This window comes from Saccharopolyspora sp. NPDC045941, assembly GCF_056431445.1.
The window spans coordinates 1-18,168 of record NZ_JBWKKU010000052.1 but is presented as its reverse complement, the minus strand read 5'-3'; the positions used below and the strand labels follow the sequence as shown (position 1 = coordinate 18,168).

The following is an 18,168-nucleotide window of genomic DNA, read 5'->3' as shown; positions in this document are numbered from 1 at the left end:
GAGAGGAGGACGCCGATGCCGAGGACACGGGTCGACACCCGCACCGAGATCCGCGCGGTCGCCGCGGAGCTGTTCGCCCGCCAGGGGTTCGAGAAGACCAGCCTGCGGGAGGTCGCCGAGCGGCTCGGCATCACCAAAGCCGCGCTGTACTACCACTTCCCGTCCAAGGCGGACCTGGCGCGCGGCATCGTCCAGCCGTTCGTCGACGAGGTCGAGGACCTGCTGGCCGACCGCGAAGCGGCCGCCGACGTCGACGCGCGGCAGTTCCTCGCCGACTACTTCGACGTGGTCCTGCGGTACCGGCAGGTGTTCGAGATGGTCCTGCGGGATGTTTCGGCGCTGGCGCAGCTCGACCTGATGCGGCAGATGCTCGCCTGGCGCGAACGGACCTACGCCCTGCTGGTCGGTCCCGGCGCGTCGCCGGCCCGGATCGCCCGGGCGACCGTCGCGATCGGTGGCCTGCAGGACTGCGCTACCACCGACGGGCCGGTGGAGGAATTCCGCGACGCCGCGCTGGAAGCGGCCGTCGCGGCGCTGGGCTCGTAAGCTTGTCGGCCGCGCGAGTTGTGGCGTCGTTGATGGTCTAGTGCGGGGCCGGTTTCGCGGTTAGTGTCTGGCATCACGCCGCGAACGGGGAGGTCCTGTGCTCGATCTTCGTGCCAGCACGGTCGCAGACGTCTTGCGGCGCAGCGCCGCGCGAGTCCCGGATCGCGAGGCGCTGCGCTTTGTCGACGGTGCGGGGCAGGAGCGGGCCTGGACCTATGCCGAGCTAGACGCCGCTGTCACCCGCGCCGCCGCCGCGCTGCTGGCCGCCGGTGCGCGCCAAGGCGACCGGATCGCGGCCTACGGCAAGAACTCCGACGCCTACCTGATCGGATTCCTCGCCTGCGCCCGCGCCGGCCTGGTGCACGTGCCGATCAACTACAACCTGACCTCCGGCGAACTCGCCTACCTGCTGCAGCAGTCCGGCAGCAGCACCGCGCTGGTGGACCCGGCCCTCGCGGACCGGCTCGGCGAAGTCCGCCCGCAGACGTCGGTCCAGCGCGTGATCCCGTTGCGGGACAGCCCGGATTCGCTGCTGGCGCAGTGCATCGACGGCCCGATGCCGGAGCTGGAAGTCGCCGTCGCCGATGACGCACTGGTCCAGCTGCTCTACACCTCGGGCACGACCTCGCAGCCCAAGGGCGCGATGATGACGCATCGCGCGTTGCTGCACGAGTACGTGTCCTGCGTGGTGGCGCTGGACTTCCGCGAGGACGACCGGCCGCTGCACGTGATGCCGCTGTACCACTCGGCGCAGATGCACGTGTTCCTGCTGCCGCAGCTGATGATCGGGTCCACCAACCGGCTGGTGGAGGCGCCCGATCCGGGCGACGCGCTGCGGCGGATCGAGGACGAGGGGATCAGCTCGTTCTTCGCCGCGCCAACGGTTTGGGTGGCACTCGCCAACCACGCCGAGTTCGCCACCCGCGACCTGACGACCCTGCGCAAGGCCTACTACGGCGCCTCGATCATGCCCGGGCCGGTGCTGCAGCGGCTGCGGGAACGGCTGCCGGAGCTCGGTTTCTACAACTGCTTCGGGCAATCCGAGATCGCTCCACTCGCGACGGTGCTGCGGCCCGAGGAACACGACGAGCGGCCGGATTCCGCCGGCCGGCCGGTGCTCTTCGTGGAAGCGAAGGTCGTCGACGAGCAGGGCGACGAGGTCGCGCCGGGGGAGCTGGGCGAGATCGTCTACCGGTCGCCGCAGCTGTGCACCGGGTACTGGAACAAGCCCGAGGAGACCGCCGAGGCGTTCCGCGGCGGCTGGTTCCACTCCGGCGACCTCGTGCGGCGCGACTCGGCGGGCTACTGCTTCGTCGTCGACCGGATCAAGGACGTGATCAACACCGGCGGAGTGCTGGTCGCCTCCCGCGAGGTGGAGGACGCGCTGTACACCCACCCGGCGGTGGCCGAGGTGGCGGTGATCGCGGTGCCCGACCCGAAGTGGATCGAGCGCATCGCGGCCGTGGTGGTCGCCAAGGCCGATGTGTCGGAGGCGGAGCTGCTGGAGCACGCGCGCGGCCGCCTGGCCGGTTTCAAGGTGCCGAAGGAGATCCGCTTCGTCGACGACCTGCCGCGCAACAGCTCGGGCAAGCTCCTCAAGCGCGTCCTCCGCGAGAAGTTCACCGGCTGACCCGGGGTGCGGAGAGGCGTTTCCGCAGGCTAGGGGGCCTGCGTGCTTTGTGTCGCGACAGCAGCGGAAAACACGCACGGCTGGTGACCAGCGCACCGAGAAGCCCGGCGGGCGGCTGCGCCGGAAGGTGTTCGTGGGACTGGGGGCACTGAGCGCCCTGACGCGGGTGGCCGGTCGGGCGGATGCCGGGGGCCCGTCGATAATGGCGGGGTGAGTGACGCAGCTTGGGGCCCCGGGATCGCCACCGCCATCGGCTCGATGCCCGGGTCCGATCCGGTCGAGGTGGCGCGCACGGTCGTCGGCGAGCTGCCGGGCCTGATGCCCTTCCCGGAGTTGCCAGGACGCGGGGTCGGTGCCGACATCCTCGGCCGCACCGCCGGCCTGCTGGTCGACCTCGCCGTCGAAGTGGTGCCCTCGGGCTACCGGGTCGCCTCCCGGCCCGGCCGGGACCAGCGCCGCGCCGTCGACCTGCTGCGCTGGGACCTGGATGCCGTCGAGCAGGCGGCGTCCGAAGCGGGCGCGCCGCGCGCGGTGAAGGTGCAGGCGGCGGGCCCGTGGACGCTGTCGGCGGGGATCGAGCTGCACCGCGGGCACCGAGTGCTGACCGACCAGGGCGCGCTGCGCGACTTCGCCGAGTCGCTGACCGAAGGCCTGATCCGGCATGCCGAGCAGGTCGCCGCCCGCACCGGCTCCCGGGTCGTCGTGCAGCTCGACGAGCCCGCCCTGCCCGCGGTGCTGGCCGGGGCGCTGCCCACGCCCTCCGGCTACGGCAAAGTGCCCGCCGTCCCGGAACCTGACGCGCAGCGCCTGCTGAACGAGGTGATCGAGAAGCTCGCGGCCGCAACGGACTCGCCCGTGGTCGTGCACTGCTGCGCCGCCCGCCCGCCGGTGGCGCTGCTGCGCCGCGCCGGGGCCGGGGCGATCGCGCTGGACGCGACGAAGCTCGGCGACGTGTCCGGCTCCTTCGCCGACGAGCTCGGCGAGGCGTGGGAAGAGGGCACGACCCTGTTCCTCGGCTTGGTCCCGAGCACCGAACCGGCGGGCGAGGCCCGGTTGCGCCAGATCGCCCAGCCGGCCCTCGGCCTGGCCTCCCGCCTCGGCTTCGGCCGCCGGGCGCTGGCCGAGCGCAGCGTCCCGACGCCGACCTGCGGCCTCGCGGGCGCGACACCGGCGTGGTCCCGCCGCGCGATCAGCCTCACCCGGGACCTCGCGAAGCTCTTCGCCGACGAAGCCGAGCAGTAGCGAACCGCCCTCCGCAGCGTGATCGATCGGCTACCGTGAGGAAGATCGAGATGCAGAGCTGCGGAAGGTTGGCGAAATGGCCCGCTGGCTGGTCGGTTTCGACCTTTCCGACGACACCCCGGAGCGCCTGGAGAACCTGACGCAACGGCTGCTCGCCGAGCTGCGCGAGCTGGGCGCGGTCCGGGTGGACCGGGTGCGCGGTCAGGGTCCGGACGGCGCGAAATCCGGGGCGGCGCTGGCAATCGGGCAACTCGTGCTGAGCGGCGTCTTCTCCGCGGCCACGGCGGCGGCGTGCGCGAAGGTGATGGTCGCCCGCTTCGACCAGGCCAAGGCCCGCCGGGTGAGCATCGAGAGGAACGGCGAGAAGGCCGAATTCGACGGCCTGACCGCGAAGGACCAGCACCTGCTGGTGGAAGCGATCGCGGCGAAACTCCTCGACGAGGACCCCGAGGGCGGCGCCTCGGACCAGAGGTAGGCGGCGTGGTGGGCCGCCGGACCGCGCTGCTGATCGCGACCTCGTTGTACGGCGACCCGGGGCTGCGCGAACTTCGCGCGCCTGCGGGAGAAGCCGAGGAGCTGCAACAGGTCCTGTTGTCGCAGGGTGGCTTCGACCAGGTCGAGGTGCTGCGCAACGAGTCGAAGCGCCAGATCGAACGCGGCATCGAGGAGGCGCTCCAGGAAGCCGGGCCGGACGACCTGGTGCTGCTCTACCTGTCCTGCCATGGGATCAAGAACGACCGTGGCCAGTTGCTGTTCGCCGCCTGCAACACCGAGCTGGACCGGATCGAGTCCTCCGCGGTCGGTTCGGTGTTCGTCCAGCACCAGCTGAGCGCATCCCAGGCAGGGACGAAGGTGGTGCTGCTGGACTGCTGCTACAGCGGCGCTTTCTCGCACGGCCTGGTGCCCAAATCGGCCGAGGGGATCGACCTTCGCCAGCTGGTCGGCCGGGGCACCTACATCATGACCGCGACGAGCGCGGTCGAGTACGCCTACGAGGGCAACGAACTCACCTCCAGCGACCCGGTGCCTTCGTCGCTGTTCACCCGTGCGGTGCTGAAGGGCATCCGCACCGGCGCGGCGGACATCGACGGCGACGGCCTGATCACCGGTGATGAGCTCTACAACTACGTGTTCCGCGAGCTCGACGGGCAGCGGCAGACCCCGTCCCGCGAGACCCGGATGGCCGGCGACTTCTTCATCGCCCGGACCGCCTCGGCGCCTGTTGCGGAAGTTCACCTTCCCTCCCCGGCGAAGTCCGCACCGGCGGCCCTCGGGCCCCTGCTCGTGAAGGCCATCCCGACCATGCCTCCGGCCGGCAGCACGCTGAACGTCGTGGTAGGCACCCGCGGCGTCGGTGACGCCCAAGAGCCGTTCATGCTGAGCTTGGCCGAACCCGACAGCCATCTCGCGGTCGTCGGGCCAACGCAGTCCGGCAAGAGTCAGTTCCTGCGGACCCTGCTGCTGAGCCTGGCAGCCGACTCCGAACCCGAGGAAGTCGAGATCATCATCATCGACTCCGAGAGCAGGTTCGGGTCCTTCGGGACGCTTCCGCACGTCAGCTGGGTCTTGGGGCCGGATCAAAGCACCGAGGTCCGGCAGTTGCTGGACGAGATCGACCGAAGCATCTCCGCGCGACGCGCGATGTTCAGGCAGCACACGTTCGATTCGCTCGGCGAGTTCCGCGCCGCGCGGCGCAATCGCGACCTGCTGGGAGACGGTCCGCAGCAGGACGTGATCCTGGTGATAGATCGCTGGGAAGCCTTCGCCGCCGAGAACCCGGCACTGGTCGAACAGGTGGAGAAGATCGCGGACGCGGGCACCAGCTTCGGCGTGCACGTCGTCGTGGCGACGCGTTCGTGGTCGCGGATCTCCGGCGGCATGCTGCCCAACCTGCGCGGCAAGGTCGACCTGACGGCAAGGGCGGGTTCGGATCAGCCGGTGGAGGCCACCACTGCCTCCGGGCACTTCCAGGTCGCCATCCCGAACTCGTCGACCGGGGCCGAACCAAGGCATCAGGAAATGGTGTCGATGATCGAAGGCATTGCGCAGCGGAAGCAGCACCGCCGCTACGACCGGAAGTTCAGCCTGGAACGGATCCTGAACGTCGACCCGACGGTCGACCCGCCGAGTGCTTGGCGCGGTGCGAACCATCCCGATTGGCTGCGGGTTCCGATCGGCCTGGACGAGTTCGGCAGGACCGTGCACCTCGACCTGGAATCCATTGCTGCCGGCGGTGCGGGGCCGCACGGGTTGATCGTCGGGCCGCCGGGGTCAGGGGCCGTCCAAACCTTGGGGTCGCTGCTGTTCTTGCTGATGCTGACCCACTCTCCAGCTGATCTGAACGTCGCACTCCTGCACGGGCCGCCGTCTCCGGGCTCCGTCTTCCAGGGGCTTTCCGAGATGCCGCACGTGGTGGCGCACATGGGTGTGTCGTACGCGGAGTACAAGAGCGAACTTGCGAATCGTCTCAGGGACATCCGCCGCGAGATAACCCGTCGTCGAAATCCGGCTGGTGCCAGCCGTGAGACTGCGCCCAGACTTGTCGTCGCCATCCGCGACTTCACCGAGGCGCTGGCGGATGAACCCGAGCTGGTGCCGAAACTGCGCGAAGTCATGGAGTTCGGACCGGGTGTGGGCGTGCACGTGATCGCGATGGCGTCGAGCATCGCGGACAGCCGGTTTCCGGAGGTAGCGGAACTCTGCCGGTTCTGGATCGTGCATCGAACAGTTGGCGAACAGGATTCTCTGGAGCTGCTGGGAACCCCGGCGGCCGCCGAGCTGGGCGGGCACGAACCTGGCGTCGGGTTCTTCAGAGGAGGCTCCACGCCACCGATCAAGTTCCGCGCCTGGGAACCCGGCATGGACCACTGGCCCGAGCTGATCGCCCGGGTCAACCAGGCGGTGCCGGTGCGGGCCGCCGAACTGCCAGCACTCCTCGCAGACCCGATCGCACTCGGCGATGTGCTGGGTACCTTGGCAGAGGGCGAACGAGGTTTGTCCGCCGTGGCGTTCGAGCGTGCCACCGAAGTTCCCGTCGGACTGGTGGACTCTCCCGAGACCGGCGAAGCAGAACCGCTGATGGTGCCGTTCGGCTGCATCGCGATCCTGGGCCGCCCGTTCAGTGGGAAGGCCGATTTCACCCGTGCCGTCGTACTCGCGGTAGCCCTGACGCGCACACCCGAGGAGGCGCAGTTCTACTTCATAAGCGCGGGTGACATGTATTCCTGCGAGGCCGTGCTGTCCGAGTTGCCACATGCAGTCGGGTTCGCGTCGATCAGAGACGGGGAGACCGCCGCCGCGATCGTGGACTTCCTGGTGGATCTGCTCGGTGAGCGGCGGGCGCGACGAGAAGACGCTCACGTGCTGTCATTTCTCGTGATCGAGCAGTGGCATCGATTGGCGGGCGCGTTCGCCGAGCTGGCCCCGAAAGTCCGCACGCTGATGCAGGACGGCTCGGAGCACGGAATCCACGTGATCATCTCCAGGGACAGCACGAGCGATGAAGACGCGGGGTGGGGATTCCAGTACCAGGTGCGGCTGGAACTCGGTGGCGCGGAGAGCGGGCACGGGACCGTGAACGGGAGGGAGTTCCGTGCCGCTCTACCGCAACTGCACGTAGATGACCAGCTGGACCCGCGTTACGAGAACGCCCGTGCGCTGTCGCGACGCATCGCGAGCGCCTGGCCGGGGGAGCCCGCCCAGGACCAGGTCCTGCGCGCGTCGCCGAGCATCAGCTATTCGCAGATCGAGAATCCCGAGAATCCGCACATCTTGCTCGGGCGAACCGTGGGCATCGGCAGGTGGGCCGAGCTCGACCTGGCGGCGCATCCGCACCTGTTGTGCTTGGGGGAGCGCGGCTCCGGCAAGACGAACTTGGTCCGGTTGGTGATCGCCGAGATCAAGCGGCTGTACGCGGCGGACGAGTGCGACATCATCGTGCTGGATCCGAAGCGCGGCCTGCTCGGTGAGGCGGACGGTCCGCAGTTCGGTTACGCCGCGGTGCGCGGGGAGTTCGAGCGCATCCTCGCGGAAATGGCGTTCCGGGTCGAGCAGCGCCTGTCCCGGCCCCGCAGCGGAGCCGAGCGGCCGCGCGAGGTCCTCCTGATCATCGAGGACTGCGAGCTGATCTCGTCGGATCAGCGCTCGGGCCGCCCCGACCCGCTGCAGCGCTACGCGGACCACCTGGTGCGGGGCGCGGAGGTCGGAGTGCATCTGATCGTCAGCCGGAACTCCGTCAACATCGGCGACGCGCTGACCTCCCGATTCCTCGGCAAGCTGCGTGCGGCCGGCTGCGCGACGGTAGTGCTCGGCGGCGATCCGCGGGACGGGGAGCTGCTGCCGGGCGTGGCGTCCGTGCCGCGGCCGCCGGGGCGGGGGCGGTTCGTCAGGGGTGGGAGGAACGACATGATCCAGGTGGCCGAGATGCCGCCGTCCACATAGTTCTCGGTGGACGGCGGCGCCGATGGTGCGAGTTCGCGCTGTTCAGGCGGGGCGGTAGGTCAGCAGGACGTTGCCGGAGCGGAACGTCGTGGTCCGCCACAATTCGAGCGGGATGCGCCTGGTCAGCGTGGCGAACAACGAGCGTCCTTCACCCAGGATGAGCGGGTTGACGAGCACGCGCAGCTCGTCGATCAGGCCGAGTTCGAGCAGGCTCGCCGTCAGTTTCACGCTGCCGAAAAGCCCGATCTCCTTGCCCGGCCCCTGTTTCAGCGCCTGGACGGTTTCGGCGAGGTTGTCGCTGCCGACGAGGGTCGTGTTGTTCCACTCCGCCTTCTCGAGGGTGGAGGAGACCACGACCTTCGCCACGCTGTTCATGAACTCGACGATCTCCGGGTCGGGCCCGGTGGCGTTCGGCCAGTGCGCGGCCATGTGCTCGTATCCCGCCCGGCCGAACAGCAGCGTGTCGATGTAGGCGTCGCTCTGGTTTGCGAACTCGAAGTACTCCGCGTCGACGTTCGGCCAGTCGAACTCGCCGTTGGGGCCTTCGTAGTAGCCGTCGAGGCTGATCGCCACGTAGGAGAAGAGTTTGCGCACGGGATTCGGTCTCCGATCTCGTCTGCGTGCCGGCGTGCGTGGTCCCGTCGCGGCCGATGAGTTCCGGGAGGGTGGACCCCGCCAAGCCGAGTGGTTGCAATTTGCAAGCGCTCGAAGGCTAGCAGGAAGTGCTCGTGGACTGCTATCGGTTCGGGGCGGGAGGAACGACGTGATCCCGGTGGCCGGGATGCCGCCGTCCGCGTAGTCCTCAGTGGACTTCGGGCGGCTCGTGGTCGCCGTGGCGATTTCTTGCCTGGACGTGTTTTTCGGAATCCGCAGTGCGGAAGTCCTTGCGCTGGTAGGAAGAACGCGTGGGCAGTCATTGCGTCAGCGAGCTCGAGCAGGCCGGGTGGATTCGGCGGAGCACCATCCAGGAGGCCGCTTGCCTGACCTTCGTTCGGGGCGCCGATATCGACCAGGTGGCCGAGGGCTTCGGTGCGGTCGCCGGGCTCGGCCGGGTGCTGGACATCGATGACTTCTGCGAGGAGGCTTTCGCCCACCAGGAGAAACACCCCATGATCGCGCTCCGGCGGATCGGCGACTGGGTGCTGGTGGTCGAGGACAACGGCCGGCAGGGGCAGCGGCCGGAGGTGCTGCGGAAGGTCGCGCGTCAGGCCGCCGTGTCGGCGTTCTGGGACGCGAGCACCCTCACGCGCTTCTCCCACGCGGTTCGCGGCGACGTCCGGACGTCGTTCGAGGCAGTGCTTCCGGAGTACCGGGAGGGCAGCCGACCGGACGAACTGGAGGCCGCCCGCGCCGACCTGCCCTGGTCCCAGGCTGATCCGGTGGCGCTGATGCTGGCGTTGTCGGGGCGGCTGACCGGGCTGTCGCCGAGTCCGGCCTGGCTCGCCGGCGACTTCCAGACCTTCCCGGTCGCGCCGTGGCCCGACGACCTGGTGACCCTGCCCGATCCGCTGGACAAGATCACCGGCTTCCCGCCGGAACTGATCGCGGCGCTGGGCACCGCTACCCATCCCGACCTGCGGCGGGCCATCGCCGCGGTGGCGCGGCACACCGTCGGCGCCGCCGACTGCGCGGCCCACCCCGTCGTGCAGGCGGCCCTGTCCTCGCTCAGCGGCGGGCCCGCGATCGACCGCGACGTGCTCTGCGCGATGGTCCGGGAATGGGCCTGGCAGAGCACCTGGGACCGCCCGAACAGCAAGATCCGCAACCAGTTGCGCGCCGCGGACGCGCTGCGCCGGGCGACCCACGAAGATCCGCTGAACGCGCTCGCCGGCACGCTGACCGAGGCCCGGCAGGTGCGCGGCGTCGACGTCGGCGACCTCGTCGGCATCGTCGCCGCCGAGCTGGCCGGCCGGCCGGCTCGGTGAGTCCGCGGGATCGGGCCCGCAGACCGCGCCCCGCCCGGCACAATGGTGGGCATGTTCAGGTTCCTCCTTCGTCGCGACGCCGAAGCCCAGGGCAACGCCGAGGCCGCCGAGGTCGATGTCCACACCCAGGCCGCCGAGCGGTTCTGGCAGCGGTGGGACGACCTGCTGCCGGAGATCGCCTCCGCTCTGGGCGACAGCGTGCCGCAGCGGATCGAGAGCCTGGTCGCCGAGGCGCTCGCCGAGGTGCACCCGAACCTGACCTTCGCCATCGAGCACGGCGAGAAGGCCGTGTACGCGCTGGTCGTCAGCGGCCAGGCCGACCCTGAGCTGCGCCCCTACACCGACGCCTGGATGGCCGCCGCGCCGCAGGACGACACGCTGTGGGAGTACCACGACTCGGTGCCGCCGGTGCCCGATCCGACCGAGGTCACCGTGAACCTGCGGGGCGAGAAGTACCCGCTGGCCGACGTCCGGATCGTCGCCCAGGTCGACGAGGCGGAGGGGCTCGTCGACGTCGCCGTCTACCACCCCGGCTTCAGCGGCCTGGAGGAGAACGCGCGCCGGGCCCTGACGTTCCTGCCGCTGGACGCCACCCTCGGCGAGCGGCTGGCCGCCGACCGGCTGGGCCGGGTGGAGACCGCGGAACTCGAACCGGAGGGCGCGATCGGCCTACTGGAGCTCCGCGAACTGGTCCGCGAGCTGGACCGCGCCGCGGCCGCGCCGCCCGAGTCGTGAGCGGTGAGTCCGGTTCTTACCGGATTCGTCACTCGCGACGCGTCGTGCGTGCCGTTGTCGGGGGCGCTCGCTAGTCTCGGGGCGTGACCAGCAAGGACGTGGATCTCGCCCCGAACGACGCAGTGGCCGCCGCCGAGGAGGTCGTGCCCGACGACCCGGCCGCCGGCCGCTCGGCGGAAGGCGTCGAAGACGTGCCCGCCGACGTGCGCGAGCGCTACGCGGAACTGGCCGAGGAAGTCCGCGGCCACCAGTTCCGCTACTACGTGCTCGATTCGCCGACGGTCTCCGACGGCGAGTTCGACGTGCTGTTCGCGCAGCTGCAGCAGATGGAGGAAGAGCACCCGGCGCTGCAGGCGCCGGACTCGCCGACGCAGGTGGTGGGCGGCACCTTCTCCACCGAGTTCACCGCGGTCGCGCACCTGGAGCGGATGCTGAGCCTGGACAACGCGTTCAGCGCCGAGGAGCTGCAGACCTGGGTCGACCGGGTGGAGCGCGAGGTGGGCACCGACGTGCATTACCTGTGCGAGCTGAAGATCGACGGCCTGGCGATCAACCTGCTCTACCGCGACGGGCGGCTGGAACGCGCCCTGACCCGCGGCGACGGCCGGACCGGCGAGGACGTGACGCTCAACGTCCGCACCATGGGCGACGTGCCGGAGCAGCTGACCGGCACCGACGAGTACCCGGTGCCCGCGCTGGTCGAGGTGCGCGGCGAGGTGTTCTTCCGGGTGGACGAGTTCGCCGAACTCAACGCCAAGCTGGTGGAGGCGGGCAAGCCGCCGTTCGCCAACCCCCGCAACTCCGCCGCCGGGTCGCTGCGGCAGAAGGACCCGCGCGTCAGCCGCAGCCGGCCGCTGCGGCTGATCTGCCACGGCCTGGGCAAGCGGGACGGCTTCGAGCCGAACCTCCAGTCCGAGTCCTACGCGGCGCTGAAGGCCTGGGGCCTGCCGGTTTCGAAGCACACCGTCGTCCTGTCCACTGTGGATGAGCTGGTCGCGCACATCGACTACTGGGGCAAGCACCGCGACTCCGCGGAGCACGAGATCGACGGCATCGTGATCAAGGTCGACGAGGTGCCGCTGCAGCGCCGCCTCGGCACCACCTCCCGCGCGCCGCGCTGGGCGATCGCCTACAAGTACCCGCCGGAGCAGGCCACCACGCGGCTGCTGGACATCCAGGTCAACGTCGGCCGCACCGGCCGGGTCACGCCGTTCGCCGTGATGGAACCGGTGAAGGTGGCCGGCTCCACGGTGTCGATGGCGACCCTGCACAACGCCGACGAGGTCCGCCGCAAGGGCGTGCTGATCGGCGACCGGGTGGTGATCCGCAAGGCCGGCGACGTGATCCCCGAGGTGCTCGGCCCGGTGGTCGACGTGCGCACCGGCGGCGAGCGCGAGTTCGTCATGCCCGCCGTGTGCCCGGAGTGCGGGTGGCCGCTGGCGCAGCAGAAGGAGGGCGACGTCGACCTGCGCTGCCCGAACGCCCAGGGCTGCCCGGGGCAGCGCCGCGAGCGGCTGTTCTACCTGGCCAGCCGGAAGGTGCTGGACATCGACGCGTTCGGCTACGAGGCCGCGGGCGCCCTGCTGACGGCAGGCGTGATCGAGGACGAGGGCGACATCTTCGACCTCGACGAGCCGAAGCTGCTCAAGACGCCGCTGTTCACCACCAAGGAGGGCAGCCTCTCGGCCAATGGCGCCAAGCTGCTCGACAACCTCGAGGTGGCCAAGCAGAAGCCGCTGTGGCGGGTCCTGGTGGGGCTGTCGATCCGGCACGTCGGGCCGACCGCCGCGCAGGCGCTCGCCCGCGAGTTCGGCTCGCTGGACCGGATCGAGGCGGCGTCGGAGGAGGAGCTCGCGGCCGCCGACGGCGTCGGGCCGACGATCGCCACGGCCGTCCGCGAGTGGTTCGAGGTCGACTGGCACCGCGAGGTGGTGCGCAAGTGGCGGGACGCCGGGGTGCGGATGGCCGACGAGCGCGACGAGTCGATCCCGCGCACCCTCGAAGGCCTGTCCATCGTGGTCACCGGCACGTTGCAGACGTTCTCCCGGGACGACGCCAAGGAGCTGATCATGGCCCGCGGCGGCCGGGCGGCGGGATCGGTGTCGAAGAAGACGGCGTTCGTCGTGGTCGGCGACTCGCCGGGCTCGAAGTACGACAAGGCCGTGCAGCTCAAGGTCCCGGTGCTCGACGAGCGCGGGTTCCAGGTGCTGCTCGACGACGGCCCGGAGGCCGCCACCGAGGTCGCGCTGCCGACCGAGGAGGAGTGATCGCTGTCGGCCGGGGGTGACACGATCTGCGGCATGACGACGATCCGCGCGGCCCGGCCGGCCGAGTACGAACCCATCGGTGAGATCTCGGCCCGGGTCTACGCCGAGAGCGGGAACCTGTCGGACGACATCGACTACACCGTGGTGCTGCGCGACGCCGCCGGGCGGGCGGAGCACGCCGAACTGCTCGTCGCCGTCAAGGGGGACGAAGTGCTGGGCACGGTCACGCTGGTGCGGCACGACAGCTCCTACGCCGACCTCGCGCGGCCCGGTGAGCTGGAGTTCCGGATGCTGGCCGTCGCGCCGGAGGCGGTGGGCAACGGAGTCGGCCGGGAGCTGGTGGAGGCGGTGATCGACCGGGCGCGCGCGGAGGGCATGGAGCGCGTCGTGCTGTGCGTGCGGGACTCCGTGAAGACCGCCCGGCGCCTTTACGAGCGGCTGGGCTTCGAGCGCCGCCCCGACCGGGACTGGCACCCGGCACCGGACGTCCACCTGCTCCACTACGCCCTGGAACTCTGACCGACCGGAGCCAGGCCGACGCCCAAGGCTCGTTCCGCCGCAATTTCCATTGAAATCGAACCTTCGATTTCAATGGAAATTGCGGACCTGAAGGGGTTTCGCGGTGCGGTCAGCTGTCGAGGACGACCGAGACGATGCCCGCGAGGTGGGCCAGGCGGGCCAGCTCAGCGGCGCGGAACATCGGGCCGCCCGGGCGGCCCGCCAGCAGCACCCGGTCCGGCTTGCCGATCGGCGTCGCCGCCAGTTCGGTGCCCAGTTCCTTCCAGGTGTCCGGCACCCACGGCTCGTCGCCGTCGAGGATCGTCGCACGCGCCAGCGGCAGCCACGGCAGCTCCAGGTAGCCCTCCTGCGGGGCCGAGGTGCTGGCGGCGAGCTGCTCCGCGCCGCCCGAGCGGTGCCCGAAGACGACCGCCCAACCCGATCGGATGATCTTCGGGACGCCCTCGGCGAGGATCTGCAACCCGTTCGCCGGCTCGGCCGCGATCTCTTCGACGAGCTCCAGTTCGCGGTGCGTGTCCAGCACGCCCGCGTACGGCCGGACCGCGTCGACCTCCACGCCGTCGACCGACTCGGCGGCGGTGATCAGCACGTCCGGCAGCCGGCCCGACGGCAGCTCCACGACCAGGTCGTCGATCGCCACGCCGTTGCTGCGCTCGACGACGTCGACGCTGAGGATGTCGGCACCGATCTCGCCGAGCGCGCTCGCCACCGACCCGAGGTTGCCGGGCCGGTCCGGTATCTGCACCCGGATGAGGAAGGACACCGGACTCAACGCCTCCAGTTTCGTGCGCGACACCTCGCCGGCCGCGCTCTCGCTACCGCACGAGGCCGCACTGCAACGGCTCCTCGTGCGAGGAACTGGCGGTTGAAATTGTGTCAGACGCGATGCCCCCGCGGTGCGCCCGGCGTCCACGGAGTGGAAGTACCTGCGGTTTTCCGTCGTGTCGTCGATGTTTTCGGGGCCGGTCGGCGCGTTGATCCGCAGTGGAATCGCCGCGGGCCGGGGTGGTCGCGGCGGTGCCCGCGCCCCCTCCAGGAGCGGGCCCGGGCACCGCCATAGACTGAGCTGTACCCGTGAAACCGGACATGACCAGGGAGCCTTCGCAGTGTCCAAGATCTCCCGCGACGAGGTCGCACACCTCGCCGGCCTGGCGCGGCTGGCCGTCACCGAGGCCGAGCTCGACACCTTCGCCGGCCAGCTCGACCAGATCCTCGATGCGGTGGCCAAGGTGGGCGAGGTCGCTGCGGACGACATCCCGCCGACCTCCCACGCCGTGCCGGTGACCAACGTTTTCCGCGATGACGAGGTGCGGCCGGGCCTGTCGCGCGAGCAGGCGCTCGCCGCGGCGCCGGCCGCCGAAGAGGACCGGTTCCGCGTGCCGCGGATCCTGACCGAGGAGGCCTGATGACGACCGCATCCGGCGGCAGCCTGACCGGGCTGACCGCATCCGAGCTCGCCGCCAAGCTGCAGGCGGGCGAGGTCACGTCGGTCGAGGTGACGCAGGCGCACTTGGACCGGATCGCCGCCGTGGACTCGGAGGTGCACGCGTTCCTGCACGTCGACGCCGACGGGGCGCTGGCCGCCGCGCGGCGGGTCGACGAGGAGCGCGCCGCCGGGAACACCACGTCGCCGCTGGCCGGCGTGCCGCTGGCGCTCAAGGACGTGCTGACCACCACCGACATGCCCACCACCTGCGGCTCCAAGATGCTGGAGGGCTGGGTCCCGCCGTACGACGCGACCGTGACGCGCCGGCTGCGCGAGGCGGGCGTGGTCATCCTCGGCAAGACGAACATGGACGAGTTCGCGATGGGCTCGTCGACCGAGAACTCCGCGTACGGCCCGACCCGCAACCCGTGGGACCTGGAGCGCATCCCCGGCGGTTCCGGCGGCGGTTCGTCGGCGGCGCTGGCCGCGTTCGAGGCGCCGCTGGCCATCGGTACCGACACCGGCGGCTCGATCCGCCAGCCCGGCGCGGTGACCGGCACGGTCGGCGTCAAGCCGACCTACGGCGGCGTTTCCCGCTACGGCCTCGTCGCGTTCTCCTCGTCGCTGGACCAGCCCGGCCCGTGCGCGCGCACGGTGCTGGACGCCGCGCTGCTGCACGAGGTGATCGCCGGGCACGACCCGATGGACTCCACCTCGATCGACCAGCCGGTGCCGCAGGTCGTCGCCGCGGCCGAGCAGGGCGCTTCGGGCGGCCTGCAGGGCGTGCGCGTCGGCGTGGCCCGCGAGCTCTCCGGCGACGGCTACCAGCCGGGCGTGCAGCGGGCCTTCGACGCCGCCGTCAAGCAGCTGTCCGCGCTGGGTGCGGAGGTCATCGAGGTCTCCTGCCCGCACTTCAGCTACGCGCTGCCGGCCTACTACCTGATCGCGCCGAGCGAGTGCTCCTCCAACCTCGCCCGCTTCGACGCGATGCGCTACGGGCTGCGCGTCGGCGACGACGGCGCGCGCAGCGCCGAGGAGGTCATGTCGCTGACCCGCGAGGCCGGGTTCGGGCCCGAGGTGAAGCGGCGCATCATGCTCGGCACCTACGCGCTGTCGTCGGGCTACTACGACGCCTACTACGGCCAGGCGCAGAAGGTGCGGACGCTGATCACCCGCGACTTCACCGCCGCGTTCGAGCAGGTCGACGTGCTGGTGTCGCCGACGACGCCGACCACCGCCTTCAAGATCGGCGAGCGGGTCGACGACCCGATGGCGATGTACCTGGCGGACCTGTGCACCATCCCGTCCAACCTGGCGGGCAACGCCGCCATGAGCGTCCCGTGTGGACTGTCCGATGAGGACGGCCTGCCGGTCGGGCTGCAGATCATGGCCCCGGCGATGGCCGACGAGTGGCTCTACCGGGTCGGCTCGGCCTACGAGGCGGCGCGCAACGCCAGCCAGGACGGCCCCCTCATCAACCGTGTTCCCCAGCTGGAGGTCGCGCGATGAACCCGAAGATCAAAGCAGCGTTCCAGCTCGCCTCGGTGCTGTCGGCCGCCCTCGGGCTGCGGGCGAGCTTCCGCTCGGCGCGGGAGGAGAAGGACAAGCTCGCGCTGGCGGACGCGGTCATCACCGCGCTCGGCCTGATCACCGGCACCGCGCTGGCCGTGCGGGCCCTGCGCAAGGGGGAGGACGACAAGTGACCGCCGTCGCCGAGATCCTGGACTACGACGAGGTCCTCGCGCGGTTCGACCCGGTGCTCGGGCTCGAAGTGCACGTGGAGCTGTCCACCAAGACGAAGATGTTCTGCGGCTGCGCCAACGCCTTCGGCGCCGAGCCGAACACCCAGGTGTGCCCGGTGTGCCTGGGCCTGCCGGGTGCGCTGCCGGTGCTCAACGGCAAGGCCGTGGAGGCCGCCATCCGGATCGGGCTGGCGCTGAACTGCCAGGTCGCCGAGTGGTGCCGGTTCGCCCGGAAGAACTACTTCTACCCGGACATGCCGAAGAACTTCCAGACCTCGCAGTACGACGAGCCGATCGTCCACGACGGCTACCTGGACGTGCTGCTGGACGACGGCGAGACCTTCCGGGTCGACATCGAGCGGGCGCACATGGAGGAGGACACCGGCAAGTCCTCGCACATGGGGGGCAGCACCGGCCGGATCCACGGCGCGGACTACTCGCTGCTGGACTACAACCGGGCCGGCGTGCCGCTGATCGAGATCGTCACCAAGCCGATCGTCGGCGCCGGGGAGCGGGCTCCCGAGGTCGCGCGCGCCTACGTCTCGGCGCTGCGGGACCTGCTGCGCGCGCTGGACGTCTCCGACGTGCGGATGGACCAGGGCTCGCTGCGCTGCGACGCGAACGTGTCGCTGATGCCGAAGGGCACGACGGAGTTCGGCACCCGCACCGAGACGAAGAACGTCAACTCGCTGCGCAGCGTGGAACGCGCGGTGCGCTTCGAGATGCAGCGGCACGCCGCGGTGCTGACCTCGGGCGACTCGATCCTGCAGGAGACGCGGCACTTCGACGAGTCCACCGGGACCACGTCGGCGGGCCGCCGCAAGGAGACCTCCGAGGACTACCGCTACTTCCCGGAGCCCGACCTGGTGCCGATCGCGCCGGCCAGGCAGTGGGTCGAGGAGCTGTCCAAGACCCTGCCGGAGATGCCGTGGGAGCGGCGCAAGCGCGCGCAGGAGGACTGGGGCCTCTCCGACGAGGAGCTGCGCGACCTGGTCAACGCCGGGGCGCTGGAGCTGGTGGCGCAGACCGTCGACGCGGGCGCGCCCTCCGGTGACGCCCGCTCCTGGTGGGTTTCGTACCTGGCGCAGCAGGCCAACACCCGCGGCGTCGAGCTCGCCGACCTGGCAATCGCGCCGAAGCAGCTGGCGCGGGTGATCGCGCTGGTCGCCGAGGGCAAGCTGACCAACAAGCTGGCCCGGCAGGTCGTCGACGGGGTGCTCGCCGGTGAGGGCGAGCCGGACGACGTGGTGGCGGCCCGCGGCCTGGAGGTCGTGTCCGACGACTCGGCGCTGCAGGCGGCGATCGACGAGGCGCTGGCGGCGCAGCCGGACATCGCGGACAAGATCCGCGGTGGCAAGGTGCAGGCGGCGGGCGCGATCGTCGGAGCGGTCATGAAGGCCACCAAGGGCCAGGCGGACGCCAAGCGGGTCCGCGAGCTCGTCCTCGCGGCCTGCGGCCAGTAACGGGCGCCGGAACGGCCGAGAACCGAAGCGGGGAACCGGGATTTTCCGGTTCCCCGCTTCGCATCTCCGCAGTTTCAATTGAGCGTCTTTCATCCTGGTTCGGCCCGCGGCCGCGGGTCGCAAAGCTGCACGTCGAGGGGTGTCGCATGCGCCGCAGGCGCATAGCCCACCTACGACACCGGCACCGCCGCGGGTTCACGGTGCCCACCCCTCCGGGGTTCCCTCGGCGAGGA

At 70.6% G+C, this 18,168-nt stretch carries 15 protein-coding genes; 13 read left to right on the top strand and 2 right to left on the bottom strand.

Annotated features, from left to right (window positions below):
• Positions 1-15: 15 nt before the first annotated feature.
• The 5 genes from AC07FN_RS32770 to AC07FN_RS32750 all read left to right on the top strand — a co-directional run bounded on the left by AC07FN_RS32770 (position 16) and on the right by AC07FN_RS32750 (position 7,858).
• Positions 16-546: a TetR/AcrR family transcriptional regulator gene (locus tag AC07FN_RS32770; RefSeq protein ID WP_478399105.1), complete on the top strand. Its 531-nt coding sequence runs from the start codon at positions 16-18 to the stop codon at positions 544-546.
• Positions 547-643: 97 nt separating this feature from the next.
• Complete coding sequence (locus AC07FN_RS32765; RefSeq protein WP_478399104.1) at positions 644-2,176, top strand: fatty acyl-CoA synthetase; 1,533 nt, start codon at positions 644-646, stop codon at positions 2,174-2,176.
• A 210-nt stretch (positions 2,177-2,386) separates the two neighbouring features.
• Entirely contained in the window at positions 2,387-3,418 is a 1,032-nt protein-coding gene (locus AC07FN_RS32760) for a methionine synthase (RefSeq protein WP_452617591.1), read from the top strand.
• Positions 3,419-3,494: 76 nt separating this feature from the next.
• Complete coding sequence (locus tag AC07FN_RS32755) at positions 3,495-3,893, top strand: hypothetical protein (protein ID WP_478399103.1); 399 nt, start codon at positions 3,495-3,497, stop codon at positions 3,891-3,893.
• 5 nt (positions 3,894-3,898) lie between these two features.
• Positions 3,899-7,858: a caspase, EACC1-associated type gene (locus AC07FN_RS32750; RefSeq protein WP_478399102.1), complete on the top strand. Its 3,960-nt coding sequence runs from the start codon at positions 3,899-3,901 to the stop codon at positions 7,856-7,858.
• Positions 7,859-7,900: 42 nt separating this feature from the next.
• Here AC07FN_RS32750 and AC07FN_RS32745 read toward each other — a convergent pair whose 3' ends face one another.
• A complete protein-coding gene (locus AC07FN_RS32745; protein WP_478399101.1) occupies positions 7,901-8,452 on the bottom strand; it encodes a dihydrofolate reductase family protein in 552 nt (183 codons plus the stop codon).
• A gap of 311 nt (positions 8,453-8,763) precedes the next feature.
• Here AC07FN_RS32745 and AC07FN_RS32740 point away from each other — a divergent pair, with 311 nt between their 5' ends.
• The 4 genes from AC07FN_RS32740 to AC07FN_RS32725 all read left to right on the top strand — a co-directional run bounded on the left by AC07FN_RS32740 (position 8,764) and on the right by AC07FN_RS32725 (position 13,304).
• Positions 8,764-9,783 (top strand): DUF6461 domain-containing protein, encoded by a 1,020-nt coding sequence (locus AC07FN_RS32740; RefSeq protein ID WP_478399100.1) that lies wholly within the window; start codon positions 8,764-8,766, stop codon positions 9,781-9,783.
• 51 nt (positions 9,784-9,834) lie between these two features.
• Positions 9,835-10,518 carry a hypothetical protein gene (locus tag AC07FN_RS32735; RefSeq protein ID WP_478399099.1) on the top strand — a complete coding sequence of 228 codons (684 nt, stop codon included), beginning with the start codon at positions 9,835-9,837 and terminating at the stop codon, positions 10,516-10,518.
• A 122-nt stretch (positions 10,519-10,640) separates the two neighbouring features.
• Positions 10,641-12,785, top strand: a complete 2,145-nt coding sequence (ligA, locus tag AC07FN_RS32730) for an NAD-dependent DNA ligase LigA (protein WP_478399144.1) — start codon at positions 10,641-10,643, stop codon at positions 12,783-12,785.
• Positions 12,786-12,818: 33 nt separating this feature from the next.
• A complete protein-coding gene (locus AC07FN_RS32725; protein ID WP_478399098.1) occupies positions 12,819-13,304 on the top strand; it encodes a GNAT family N-acetyltransferase in 486 nt (161 codons plus the stop codon).
• A 109-nt stretch (positions 13,305-13,413) separates the two neighbouring features.
• Here the strand turns inward: AC07FN_RS32725 and AC07FN_RS32720 are convergent, their stop codons facing one another.
• The gene (locus AC07FN_RS32720) at positions 13,414-14,067 is read right to left on the bottom strand and encodes an ACT domain-containing protein (RefSeq protein WP_452617634.1); all 654 of its coding nucleotides are present in this window, start codon (positions 14,065-14,067) and stop codon (positions 13,414-13,416) included.
• 343 nt (positions 14,068-14,410) lie between these two features.
• Between AC07FN_RS32720 and gatC the strand changes: the two genes are divergently transcribed.
• Genes gatC through gatB form a run of 4 tightly spaced genes read left to right on the top strand, consistent with a single transcriptional unit; the run spans position 14,411 to position 17,935 of the window.
• Positions 14,411-14,710, top strand: coding sequence for an Asp-tRNA(Asn)/Glu-tRNA(Gln) amidotransferase subunit GatC (gene gatC, locus AC07FN_RS32715; RefSeq protein WP_093262568.1), 300 nt, complete (start codon positions 14,411-14,413; stop codon positions 14,708-14,710).
• A complete protein-coding gene (gene gatA, locus AC07FN_RS32710; protein WP_478399097.1) occupies positions 14,710-16,239 on the top strand; it encodes an Asp-tRNA(Asn)/Glu-tRNA(Gln) amidotransferase subunit GatA in 1,530 nt (509 codons plus the stop codon). The genes gatC and gatA overlap by 1 nt, the downstream gene beginning before the upstream one ends.
• Entirely contained in the window at positions 16,236-16,433 is a 198-nt protein-coding gene (locus AC07FN_RS32705) for a hypothetical protein (RefSeq protein ID WP_132484676.1), read from the top strand. Before gatA ends, AC07FN_RS32705 begins: the two co-directional genes overlap by 4 nt.
• Positions 16,430-17,935: an Asp-tRNA(Asn)/Glu-tRNA(Gln) amidotransferase subunit GatB gene (gene gatB / locus AC07FN_RS32700; RefSeq protein ID WP_478399096.1), complete on the top strand. Its 1,506-nt coding sequence runs from the start codon at positions 16,430-16,432 to the stop codon at positions 17,933-17,935. The genes AC07FN_RS32705 and gatB overlap by 4 nt, the downstream gene beginning before the upstream one ends.
• Positions 17,936-18,168 lie beyond the last annotated feature (233 nt).